This window comes from Collinsella aerofaciens, from assembly GCF_964243765.1.
GTDB classification, from domain to species: Bacteria; Actinomycetota; Coriobacteriia; order Coriobacteriales; family Coriobacteriaceae; genus Collinsella; species Collinsella aerofaciens_BU.
Map to the genome: position 1 here is coordinate 184,138 of NZ_CAXTGI010000004.1, position 12,084 is coordinate 196,221.

The 12,084-nt window shown below is 59.4% G+C and carries 8 protein-coding genes; all 8 read right to left on the reverse strand.

From position 1 onward, the window contains the following. Window positions 1-87 precede the first annotated feature (87 nt). On the reverse strand, window positions 88-2,280 hold the full coding sequence (locus tag ACESSC_RS04630; RefSeq protein ID WP_373161483.1) for a hypothetical protein: 2,193 nt from the start codon (window positions 2,278-2,280) through the stop codon (window positions 88-90). A 184-nt stretch (window positions 2,281-2,464) separates the two neighbouring features. Beyond that, on the reverse strand, window positions 2,465-4,354 hold the full coding sequence (locus tag ACESSC_RS04635) for a carbon starvation CstA family protein (RefSeq protein ID WP_373161486.1): 1,890 nt from the start codon (window positions 4,352-4,354) through the stop codon (window positions 2,465-2,467). 675 nt (window positions 4,355-5,029) lie between these two features. Beyond that, complete coding sequence (gene tsaD, locus ACESSC_RS04640; protein ID WP_373161488.1) at window positions 5,030-7,414, reverse strand: tRNA (adenosine(37)-N6)-threonylcarbamoyltransferase complex transferase subunit TsaD; 2,385 nt, start codon at window positions 7,412-7,414, stop codon at window positions 5,030-5,032. Continuing rightward, window positions 7,401-7,907 (reverse strand): tRNA (adenosine(37)-N6)-threonylcarbamoyltransferase complex ATPase subunit type 1 TsaE, encoded by a 507-nt coding sequence (gene tsaE, locus ACESSC_RS04645; protein WP_089573670.1) that lies wholly within the window; start codon window positions 7,905-7,907, stop codon window positions 7,401-7,403. Before tsaE ends, tsaD begins: the two co-directional genes overlap by 14 nt. A 12-nt stretch (window positions 7,908-7,919) precedes the next feature. Beyond that, a complete protein-coding gene (locus tag ACESSC_RS04650) occupies window positions 7,920-8,540 on the reverse strand; it encodes a uracil-DNA glycosylase (RefSeq protein WP_373161490.1) in 621 nt (206 codons plus the stop codon). Between the two features lie 8 nt (window positions 8,541-8,548). Further along, window positions 8,549-9,694 carry an alanine racemase gene (gene alr, locus ACESSC_RS04655; RefSeq protein ID WP_373161492.1) on the reverse strand — a complete coding sequence of 382 codons (1,146 nt, stop codon included), beginning with the start codon at window positions 9,692-9,694 and terminating at the stop codon, window positions 8,549-8,551. Window positions 9,695-9,696: 2 nt separating this feature from the next. Beyond that, on the reverse strand, window positions 9,697-11,313 hold the full coding sequence (locus ACESSC_RS04660; protein WP_082435564.1) for an NAD(P)H-hydrate dehydratase: 1,617 nt from the start codon (window positions 11,311-11,313) through the stop codon (window positions 9,697-9,699). Then, entirely contained in the window at window positions 11,314-11,853 is a 540-nt protein-coding gene (gene acpS, locus ACESSC_RS04665; protein WP_055252164.1) for a holo-ACP synthase, read from the reverse strand. Window positions 11,854-12,084: the final 231 nt, after the last annotated feature.

The window sequence follows — 12,084 nt, forward strand, 5'->3', positions numbered from 1 at the left end:
CAAAGAAGGCCACTTAATGTGGCCTTCGTCTTGCGTAGGACTGTAGAGCAGCAAACTTAATGCCCGGCCCGTCGGGGCCACACGTCCCTAATTATTCAGCATGCGGTCGAAGCTTCCCGAGTCGCCATCCCGATAGTCGGCGGTCATCAGAATCTCCTGCGGAATACGCCCACCCTCGCGCAGCACGTTGCGGAACTGCACGCGCGTAACCATGGGCAGGTCTTTGATCGTGGCCGCCAGATTCTGCGGCACGCCCTGGTTGGCCGCCGCGGGCTCGCACTCGCCGCCCGCCTTCACGCGACGCTTATGCTCGGCAAGCATGGCGCGATACATTCCGGCATGCAGGCGAATCTCAACGACGTTGGCATTGCGAGCCTGCTCGACAATACGCGCGCCCTCTCGATCGATGTCGCCCACGTAGTAGACATAGCTAAAGCGATAGCCGATCTCGGCCAGATAATCATCAAGTGCATGCGAGACGCTCGCCTTGCAGCCGCCGCCAAAGATTACGCCGCCCACCTTGGTACCAAAGAGCTTGGCATGTTTGCGTCCGCGCAGGAGCTTGACGATCTCGTCATAGGTATCCAGGTTCTCGACCATAATGAACGGCTTGTCGGCGCCCAGCGTAAAGAAGCCCGTAAAGTGCACAGGACGGTTGGGAGCAACCTTAATCGCCTGCATGCTGATGCCCTTTTCGGTCATGCGCCTGATCAGACGCTCACCATGCTTGCCGTCGAAGGCCTTCTCATCGTTGAAGATCTGATAGGCGCGCTGGCGACGCGAGGCAACCGGCGTATCGGCACCGCGGTTCTGTTCAATCCATGCCTGGATAATCGCAATCTCCTCAGCGATTTTGCGATTGGACATTTCGTTGTGCTGAGCGCGCTGCGGCGTCTTTTTACCGTCCTTGCCTTCAACCTTTACAATCTGGGTCTGCTGCTCCTTGATCTTGGAGAGTGCCATAGGCGTGGGGACAACCTTGAGCAGCTGCCTGCCCAGTACGCGGGCCAGGGCAAATGCCGAGACCTCGCCGTGGACGGTCGACTCAGACCGCTGGGCCGCGTTATCAGCCGCGGCAGGCTCAGCCTGTGCACGGGGCTTACGCTTGGAATCTGCCCGGGTATTGCGTTCCTGCTTGGGCGCGGACGAGCTCTTTTGCGGACGCTCGGGCTTATCCCCCTTCGTCTGCTGGCGCTTGAGCTGCTCCACCGGGGTCTCGACCTTCTCATCTCCGTTTTGTGTCGCTGCCTTCTCGGCCACGGCCTCGGCATTTGAGCCACGACCGCCGCGGTGACGACGACGGCGGGGCTTGCCTGAGGCGCTCTCCCCCGCCTGCTTATCAGCAGTCTGTTGAGCTTTGACCTCGGTGTCAGCCGCAGGCTGTGACTCGGAAGCTTGCTGCTCGCGAGCCGCCGGCTCAACGGTTTTCTCGGTTTGTTCGGCCTTCTCGGCCTGAGCGGTCGAAGCCGGCTCGCCCTTCTCCTGACGCTTTACGGGATATGCGCGTCCCGCAAAACCGCGGCCGGGACGACACGAACCCGGAGCCCTCTTGGCAGACTCTTCAACATCGTCTGCGACCTCGGAAGGCTCTTCGACCTCATGCACGACATCCTGCTGTGCAGCCTTAAAGTGAGCACCGCGACGGCGCTTGGGCTCTTGGGCCTCCACGGGCTTTTGCTCCTTCGCGGGCTTCTGCGATTCGGCAGCGACCTCGATCTCAGCAGCCTCGGTATCGAGCTCATCCTTTTGAGCAACGGCGCGACGGAAGCGCTCCTGCTGAGCGCGGCGCTGCGCATCGCGCTTGCCGCCCCCGCCAAAGCCACCGCGTCCTGCCTTGGCCGTAAAGGCACGCACGACGTTCTCATCGAGCAACTCATCGGTATCGACATGCTCACGCGGAGCAGCTTCTTCCACAGCAGGCACGTCAGCGGAATCCTCGACGACAAAATCTTCGACGGACTCGGCAGGCTGCTCCTGGGCATCGCGGATCTCGACATTGATGGTATAGAACGCCGGGCGACCATTAATGCCGCTGCCCTCGATCTTGGTCACAATCTTTGCCGCGATGAGCTCATCGCGCATCGCCTTGGTGTCACATTCCTTATCGACGGAGCGGAAAATCTGTGCCAGCGCGCTCGACTTAATCTTGAGTGCCTTGCGGCAGAGCAGGTCGTAGGCAACCAGCTTTGCCCGCTCGGCAGAAAGCGACGTTTGTCCGCTCAGACGCTCAGCCAGAGCATCGACATTTTGTTGGTTATCGGAATATACCGTCTTGGCCACGGGGCCCCTTTCATATGCACACATATACGTCTATATGGTACAACGCGCAAGCCTATCCACGCAAAACATCTGCGAGGACGCCCTTGCATCACCCATTCTCGCAAGAAAAAAAGACCGAGTCCGCATTGTTGCGGACCCGGTCTTTCCGAGTCATATGGATGGGACGGTTAGTCCATCAAGCTGACTAGGCCTTGGCAGCCTCGGCGTCGGCAGGAGCCTCGGCGGCAGCGGCGCGGCCGTACTCGGCCTTGCCCATCTCGGACCACTCGGGCTCCTCGTCGGGCATGGAACCGGCCTCCTTGCCGAAGAACTCCTTGAGGCAGTTGACGGCAACGATGAGGCCCAGGACCATCAGCAGCACGGCGAAGACGAGCTGCAGGCCCTTGGTAGCGGCGACGGAGACGGCAGCCGTGGTGGCGGTAGCCGGGATGGTGCCGAAGAAGCCAAACTGCTGAACGGCAGTCATGCAGCCCATGGCGCTCTGGACCAGCGAGGTGAAGGTGCAGCAGAGCAGGAAGGCGACGGGCACGTAGAGCATCCAACCCTTGCGGCCAGTGCACTTGCAGAACACGGCGAGGGTGATCATGGTCATACCGCCGAGCAGCTGGTTAGAAGCACCAAAGAGCGGCCAGATGTTGGCATAGCCACCAAAGGCGAGGGCGAGGCCGGGAAGCAGGGTAACGACCGTGGCGAACCAGGGGTTGCCGAGGACCTTCATGTAGCCGGCCTTGGACTCGATGGCCAGGGCGTCGTTGGTCTGGGCAAAGAACTCGGAGAACGAGGTGCGGGCGATGCGGGCGACGGCATCGAGCGAGGTCAGGGCCAGAGCGGAGACGTTCATGGTCATGAAGACGGTTGCAAGCGTGCCGTTAACACCGAAGGCCTGCATACCGCGGGAGATGCCAGCGGCGAAGATCTGGAACGGGGTGGAAGCGACACCGGCATTGAGGGCACCAGTACCGGCGGTGTTCATGTCGGAGAACATGATGCCGGCGACGATGATGGCAAGGATGCCGACGAAGGACTCGACGATCATGGCGCCATAACCGACCTTGACGGCGTCCTGCTCCTTCTCGACCTGCTTGGAGGAGGTACCGGAAGAAACGAGGCTGTGGAAACCGGAGAGAGCACCGCAGGCAACGGAGACAAACAGGACCGGGAACATCATACCCGAGGCATTGCTAAAGCCGGTAAAGACCGGAGCGGTGATGGTGGCCTGGCCGTTAACGCCCAGGACGACGATGCCGAGGACGGCGCAGACGATCATGACGATCATCATGATGGAAGTGAGGTAGTCGCGAGGGGTCTTGAGCATCTGGATGGGCATGGCGCCGGCAAAGACCAGGTAGACCATGACGACGGCAAACCACTGGAACTTGTCCAGATAGACCGGGAACTGCATGCCGACGGCGAACATGAGGACCATGAGCACCACGCCGGTGACGAACTCGGCAGCACCGGTGAGGTTGAACTTCTTCTGTGCCCAACCAAAGGCGATAGCGACGAAGGTGAACAGGATGGAGATGGTGCCAGCGCAGCCGGCGGCATAGGACTTGGTGAAGTCGATGGCACCGGTAGCAGCGCCAGAAGCGTCAACGACCGAGGTGAACATGAACGTCTTGCAGACCATGTCGGTGAAAGCGGCGATGACGATGATGCAGAACAGCCAGCAGAACAGCAGGAACAGGCGACGGCCGGTCTTGCCGATGTACTTCTCGATGAGCTGAGCCAGCGACTTGCCGTTGTTCTTCATCGAAGCGTACAGGGCGCCGAAGTCGTGGACGGCGCCGAAGAAGATACCGCCGACGAGGACCCAGAGCACGACGGGCAGCCAGCCAAAGGCCATGGCGACGATCGTACCCGTAACAGGGCCAGCACCGCAGATCGAGCTGAACTGATGCGAGAACGCAGTGAAGGCGGAAACAGGCGAGAAGCTCTTGCCGTCCTTCATGCGCTTGGCCGGCGTGAGGGCCTTTTTGTCAACGCCCCACTTGTTGGCCAGCCAGCGGCCGTAGCCCAGATAGCCGCAGGCGAGCACCGCCGCGGCCACAACCATGAGCAAAACTCCGTTCATTACATTTCCTCCTCTAAAAAGAACTTCCCAGACATAAAAAATGAGGGCCGTCGGTTGCGCTCGACGGCCCTCATCTTCATCAGCCGCCCGTTATCGTACGGGCTAGCTGTATGTGCTAACCCGCATCAGATAATTACTACGCTGATAATGTTTAGCTGATGCGTGAACATGTCTAAGAAATCCTCTTCAATCATGATGCGAACGATCCGTGCGGTTCACATCCCCCAGTGGATGAAACGCAGTATGAAACTTTAGTTACCTAAAGTCAACGCAAATTTGTAATGGATTTTCAACTTTTTTGAATTTCTCGTTATAAAATGCCACTGACCTCGGACTTTACCCGACAAAAGTTTTTGCATGAGAGATGCCCCTCGGGAGCCGCGGGAGCTCCCATCCCAAATGCGGAGCAAAGCTCCGCACACCATCTTTTTCTTTCAGCTAAAGCACGCCGGAAATTCGACGCAGCTGGCTAACCTTGCCGGACGTTGTCGACGCCAAACCAGCTCAGAAGCTATATCGATACAGAAAGGTCCCCGGACGGAGGGGCCGGATATAAGGTTTATCGCGAGTTCCGCACGCAAAGAAGGCCACTTAATGTGGCCTTCGTCTTGCGCAGGACTGTAGAGCAGGAAACCTTATATCCGGCCCCTCCGTCCGGGAACCGCGCCGCACCAGCTACAGCGTCATGTTTGGATCGGCGTCGGCGTCGAACGGCGAGATTTCTCCTCGGTCGAATTTACGTCGGGCAACCTCTGCGATCATGGCTGCGTTATCGGTGCACGCCGAAAGCGGTGGCACCGTTACGCGGATCCCCTGACGCCCAAGCTTCTTGATCATCATCTCGCGCAGATGCGGATTAGCCGAGACACCACCGCCGATGCAATACTCCTTGCACCCGGTGGCGTGCAGGGCGTTTTTGGCCTTTTTGTACTGCACGTCAAAGACCGCCGCCTCAAACGAGGCCGCTAGGTCGGGCAGGTGAATCGTGCGCCCGGCCTTGGTCTCCTGTTCAATGTAGAGCGTCACGGCCGTTTTAAGACCCGAAAGCGAGAAACGATAGTCTCCCCTGCTGTTAAGCGCGCGAGGAAAATCGATCGCGCGGGGGTTGCCCGTCTCGGCCAGCTTGGAGATGATGGGGCCACCGGGATAGCCCAGACCCAACGCCTTGGCTACCTTGTCGAAGGCCTCGCCCACAGCATCGTCGAGTGTCTCACCAAGTACCTCGTAGTCGCCCCATGCTTTCACGTGCACGAGCATGGTATGACCGCCCGAGACGAGCGTGAAGATAAACGGCGGCCTGAGATCGGGCTGCGCCAGCAGGTTGGCGAACAGATGGCCCTCCAGATGGTTGACGCACACGAGCGGCTTGCCGGCGGCATAGGCAAAGCCCTTGGCGAAGGCGACGCCCACTACCAGAGCACCCACCAGGCCCGGACCCTGTGTCACGCCAACAGCGGCGAGTTCGCTCGGCGCGATGGCTCCGCCCTCAAGACCAAGCGATGCCGCGGCATCCTCGAGCGCCGCATCCACGACACTCACAATCACCTCAACGTGTTTGCGCGAGGCGATCTCGGGCACCACGCCGCCAAAGCGGGCGTGAAAATCAATCTGTGTCGACACCTGGTTGGCCAGCATATTGCCATCCGCATCGATAATCGCCACGGCCGTCTCGTCGCAGGAGCTCTCGATAGCGAGCACTAGGCGGCGGCGCTCAATTTCGGCACGCTCCCCCTCGGAGCGCCCAGGCGCAGGCAGCGGCCATACGCGCTGCTCTGCCGCCGTCGGCTCGGGCGAAGCATTGTCGACCGGAAGCACCAGGGGCAGCGGAGCCGTCATGACGATGGCGTCCTTGCCGGCACCATAATAGCCGCGGCGACGGCCAGCCTCGGTAAAGCCCAGAGCGTTATAAAGCGCGGTCGCTCCCTCGTTACCGTCCTCGACCTCGAGCGAAGCCGTAGTGCAGCCGAGCATCTGGGCATCATAGCTCACGTGCGACAGCAGCTTGCGGGCAATGCCCTCACGGCGATGTGCCGGGTCGACGGCGACATCCAGAATCTGCACATCACCGTCCACGACCATACCGCCGGCAAGGCCCAGCAGCTTGCCGTCGTCGTGTGCCACCCACCAACTACGCGGCGCAGCGACATCCTCGCCCAGTTCGGACAGGAACATGCCCGGCGTCCATGCCTCGTGTCCGGCACCTTCAAAGCAGGCAGCCTCCAGCGCGCTCGCGCCCTCGGCATCCGCCGCGCCCATGGGACGGAACTGCAGATGACGACCGGCGAGCTCATCGGCAACACCCGTAATTTCGCTCTGCGCACTCTCGGCAAGACCAAGACGCTTGCGCTCGTTTTCCTCGGCATCCGAAAGGCGCGTGTAAATCGGCAGGACGCGGGCCGGATCGCCGTCACCCGCAGCGTGCGCGAGCAGCAAGCCCTCGCCCGAAGGCCACCACAGGTCGCGCTCCACGCAGCGGGCGGCCTCGTCCTCACCCAGCAGCTTGCCATAGCGCACGAGACCGTCACCGGTCAGCTGAACCTGGTCCCAGTCCGCTGCTTGGCGCCACTCATCGAGCGCCACCGCGGCCTTGACCACGTGCTCGCGCTCAAATTGACGCTCGGGACCCTCATCGACCAGCATATACAGCGCCGGATATACCTCACCGCGCATAGCATCGGCCAAGATACCAAGCCTGCCGCGCACACCAGCCTTCCACGCCGTCCAAGCGCAAGCGTCGAGCGTCGACACGCCCAGCAGCGGAACATTGGCACCACGCGCGAGGCCCTTGGCAGTGGAGATGCCGATGCGCACACCCGTAAACGACCCCGGGCCGCGGCCGACCACGTAGCAACCAACATCGCTGCGATCCAGACCGGCTTGAGCCAGCACGCCATCAACGGTATTCACGAGCTCAACGTTGGCGTGACGGCGACACATGTGGTCGCCACTCACGAGCTTCGTCTCGCCCGTCTGCCCATCAATCCAGCTTGCCGCGCAGGCAAGCATGTCGGTCGAGGTATCGAGCGCCACCACCAGCGCGTTGTCGTTATGCAAGCTCATCTTGTACAGCCTTATCAATCAAATGGGAAAGCTCCATTGCGCGGTCACCGTGCGCCTCAAGCGTTATCGTTCGCACATCGCTGTCGCCCTCATCACGCCTGAGCGTCACCGAAAGATACTCATCCGTCAGCTCGTCCTGGAATTGTTCGCCCCATTCCAGCAGGCAAGCACCCTCATAGCCCAGCACATCGAAAATGCCCGTATCCTCGAGCTCGTAGGCATGCTCCAGGCGGTATAGATCAAAGTGAAACAGTGGAATACGACCTTGATCGTGAACGGCCATGAGCGCAAACGTAGGACTCGTAACCATATGCCCATCGCCCAGCCCGCGCGAGACGCCCTTGGTAAAGTGAGTTTTGCCCACTCCCAGGCCACCGGTCAGGATGAGCACATCTCCGTCCTCAAGGCACGGTGCAATTAGCTCGCCAAAGTACTCCGTATCGGCAGCGCAAGTCGTTTTGTAAGTACCTACCCCCAGGCGCTCCAGGGACATATATGCTCCTTATTATTCCGAGGCGTCCTCTGGTGCGGGATGTCGCCCCAGATAGTCGCCCAGCATCTTAAAGTCTTCCTCCAGCAGCTCCTGCCACGCTGGATTGCGTAGCGCTGCTGCCGGATGGAAAGTGGGCATCACCACAAAGTGCCCCATCTGATGGAACCTGCCGCGCAGCTTGGTAATGCCGATCTCGGTCTTGAGCACAAAGTGCGTTGCGGGGTTGCCGAGCGTCACGATGATATCGGGCCAGATGCTTCGAATCTGCTCGCGCAAAAACGGTGAGCAAGCCAGCACTTCCTCGGGGCGCGGATTGCGGTTTCCCGGCGGGCGGCACTTAAGCACGTTGGCAATGTAGACGTCTTCGCGTTTGAGCCCCGCCAGCGGCAAAATGCCGTTGAGGTCCTCGCCTGCCGCCCCCACAAAGGGCTCGCCCTGCAAATCCTCATTACGGCCCGGCGCCTCGCCAATAAACATCACGCGAGCGCGGGGGTTTCCCACGCCAAACACGATGTTGTGACGCGACTGGTAAAGCTGGCAAAGGTGACAATCGCCCAGAACGGCCTCGATCTCCTCGAGTGCGACCTCACGCGGCGCCTGATGGCTATGGCCGGGAATGTGCATGACGCCCATAGCGACTCCTACACGTAGACCTTGTCGAGACGCATACCAAAGCCGCAAGCGACCTCGTAGTTAATCGTGCCGCGTAGGCGCGCCATCTCGTCCATGGTAATCTCGGCATCTCCATCGCGGCCGACAATGATCATCTCGTCACCATACTCGGCCTCGGGAATCTCATGCGCCGGGTTGGACTGAATGGCGACCATAAACTGGTCCATGCAGATATTGCCCACCTGACGCACACGCTCGCCGCGATACAGCACGTCCATACGATTGGAAAGCGTACGCGAAAGGCCATCGGCATAACCGATCGGAAGGGTGCAGATCTGAACGCGCGTGCGCGGTACGCGGTAGGTAAAGCCGTAGCCCACGCCCTCGCCCATCGCAGGATGCGCCACGCGCGTCACACGCGCGTGGACGCTCATGACGGGATCAAGCTGCATCACGCGACCACTCAGCTCACATGGCTGCATGCCATACAAGCCGACGCCGGCGCGAATCATATCAAAATGCATCGAGGGGTCGAGCATCGAGGACGGCGTGTTGGCGCAGTGCACGATACCGCACTCAAAGCCCGCATCCTTAATGGCCTGAACGGCCTCGGTAAAGCGCTGACACTGCAGTTTGTAGTCCCAGCCCGAAGGTTCATCGGCCGTGGCGAAGTGCGTAAATACGCCGTCGCACTGAATACCGCGATGGAAATTAATACCGCGGACAAAGTCGAGCACCTGCGTGTAATGTACGCCAATGCGGTTCATGCCCGTCTCGATGGCGAGATGATACTTGCCCACCTTGCCCGCCGCGACGGCACATTCGCCATACGCAAGAGCAAAGTCAGACGTATAGACCGAGGGCATGATATCAAACTCGAGCAACGTCGGAATAGCCTCGATAGGCGGCTCGCTTAGGATGAGGACGGGTTTCGTAATCCCGCCCTGTCGGAGCTCAACGCCCTCGTTAACCGTCGCCACGGCAAACATGTCGGCACCGGCCGAATACATGATCTTGGCGCACTCAACAGCTCCATGACCATAAGCATCGGCCTTGACCACGCAGCACAGGCGCTGACGTGGATTCAGCAAGTTCTTATAGGCCCTCGTGTTGCGACGGAGCGCCCCGCGGTCGATCTCGACCCAGGACCAGCGCGTCAAATCGGCTTTATTCATGATTAGTCATCCGACCCTTCGTCCATGATTCCCAGATCTTCGAGCGCATCCTTTGCCGCCAGCTCCATGGCAGGACCGATCAAGTCGATAAGATCGGTCGCGATAACGCTCTTCTCACCATACTCCGTCGCCGCGGCAAAACCGGCGTAGCTGTGAAGTGCGACGGCGTACGAATACAGCAGCTCCCAACGATCCATCTCGTCGCGCATGGTGGCAAGCGTGCCGGCCAAAATACCCGCGAGAACATCACCAGAACCGGCAGTTGCCAGAGAAGCCGGACCCGAGAGTGGCAGCAGCACGCGCTCAACGCCACAGATAGCCGTCGTCGGCCCCTTGGCTATGACCACCAGATTGTCGGAGCCTGCAGCCCAGACAACCTTCTGCGCAGCTGCAATCGCGGTACCAAGGTCGTTCACCTCGTCACCGGCAACCAGACGCGAAAGCTCACGATAGTGCGGCGTCATAACCAACGGCTGCTCACGACGATACATCTCGGGGTTACTATCAATACCGTCAATGGCAATCTTAGCAAGGCAGTTGAGTGCATCGGCGTCCAAAATTAGCGGTACATCAAGCTCGAGCAAGCCCGAAACCACCTGCATAGCGCCAGCAGACGTCGTCATACCGGGACCGCACAGTACGCAGCTGTACTTCTTTGCGATCTCGCACACCGTCATGCGCGCAGCGGCGCCAAAGGAGCCGCGGGAATCAGACGGAATAGCAAAGACGGGAATCGAAGGAAGTGCCATGCGAATAAGATTGGCGCAGGCGTCAGGAGCCGCGACCGCCACGTAACCAGCACCCGCGCGAGCTGCAGACTTGGCCGCCATAATGGCAGCACCAGGATATTGCGCCGATCCGGCGACAATAAGCACGGAGCCACGGGAATACTTATCGATATTCGATGGTAGCGGAGCAAAGTAATCAACTAAGTCACCGGGCTCGACAATCTCGGCGGCGTGGTCAACATCATCGATGACTTCGTCAAGACGGTCGTAAAGATTGCCGCAGATCAAATCGCCAGCATACTCAGGGCCATCAGCGCTATACAGACCAATCTTGGGCGCAATCATCGTCACCGTGCGCTCGGCACGAATGCAGTCGTCATCAACAACGCCCGTCTCGGCATTCAGGCCCGAGGGGACATCAATGGATACGACACAATCGGCGCATTCATTGACCGTAGGAATCCAAATGGAGAACGGCGCACGCAGATTCCCGTGGAAACCGGTACCAAAAATGGCATCGACAACAACATCCGCCTTATCGATCAAAACCTCGAGTTCGTCACGCGAGGGACCGACGCAAACGTGCACATCGCGGCCGGCAGTTCGACGAGCAACATGACGTGCCAAAGCAGCAGGAATCTCATCCGGCTCAACCGGAGAAACGATATCCACGTCCACACCCTTGTGGCTCAGGATATCGGCGGCAACCCAACCGTCGCCGCCATTATTACCAAAACCGACCAGAACGAGAACCCGATCGGGATTGAGCTTCAAGACCTCGTTGGCGGCAAACTCACCCGCTAGCTCCATAAGCTCGGCCTTCGAAGTCCCTTCGCGTTCGATGATATCCTCGAGACGAACGACTTCTTCGGTACTCAAAACCGGTTTCATCTATGCTCCTAGCGTATCTTGCGAAGCATCGCCCAAGTGCTCCGTCAATGCTGAATTCTGCAGCTGCTCAAGCTCATCTAAAACAGAGCGAGCCTCTTTAAATGTCTGCGCAACGCGTTTCTTGTTGCTCACCTTTTCTTCCTTAGGCTTAGGTCGAGCATCCTCGGTGATTGCAATGGCATTAGCGACAGCCAAGTCACCCGTAAGGGTAATAGAAAGAGCGACCTCGACAACACCCAAATCCTGGGCGATTTCGAGAGCACGACCAGAAAGCAGAGCCTTCGGTTTGCCGAGTTTATCACGCGTTACCGAAACATCCTTGCGACCCACGCCTTGACTAAAACCCGTGCCGAGAGCTTTAAGTACCGCCTCGCGCGAAGCAAAGCGGCTGGCATAGTGAGCAGCGGGACGCGACGATGCATCACAATACGCACGCTCTTCTTCGGTAAACACACGCCGAGCAAACGACGGCGTCTTTTCAAGAATTGATTTCATGCGGGAAATCTCGACGATATCAACGCCGATACCAGCTTCAGCCATGTTCACCTCCATATCGCACAGACTAAGTTATTGTAGCCCGTTCACAGAAGATGCGACAAACGAGGGTTATAAAACACAGCTACTATGTGAGACAAATTGCCCGAGATACAAAAAAGGGGGAGGCCGCGAGGCCTCCCCCTTCTTCAATCTCGATGACGGCTCGGTGCCGTCCACCGGTCAGCGGCGCCCTGGCCTCCCACGGGCTGGCCCCGCAGTACTCTCGGCGCGATG

Coding starts and splice junctions, on each gene's coding strand:
- ACESSC_RS04635 (WP_373161486.1), bottom strand. CDS start 4,354: ATGAACGGAGTTTTGCTCATGGTTGTGGCCGCGGCGGTGCTCGCCTGC.
- tsaD (WP_373161488.1), bottom strand. CDS start 7,414: ATGAGCTTGCATAACGACAACGCGCTGGTGGTGGCGCTCGATACCTCG.
- tsaE (WP_089573670.1), bottom strand. CDS start 7,907: ATGTCCCTGGAGCGCCTGGGGGTAGGTACTTACAAAACGACTTGCGCT.
- ACESSC_RS04650 (WP_373161490.1), bottom strand. CDS start 8,540: ATGGGCGTCATGCACATTCCCGGCCATAGCCATCAGGCGCCGCGTGAG.
- alr (WP_373161492.1), bottom strand. CDS start 9,694: ATGAATAAAGCCGATTTGACGCGCTGGTCCTGGGTCGAGATCGACCGC.
- ACESSC_RS04660 (WP_082435564.1), bottom strand. CDS start 11,313: ATGAAACCGGTTTTGAGTACCGAAGAAGTCGTTCGTCTCGAGGATATC.
- acpS (WP_055252164.1), bottom strand. CDS start 11,853: ATGGCTGAAGCTGGTATCGGCGTTGATATCGTCGAGATTTCCCGCATG.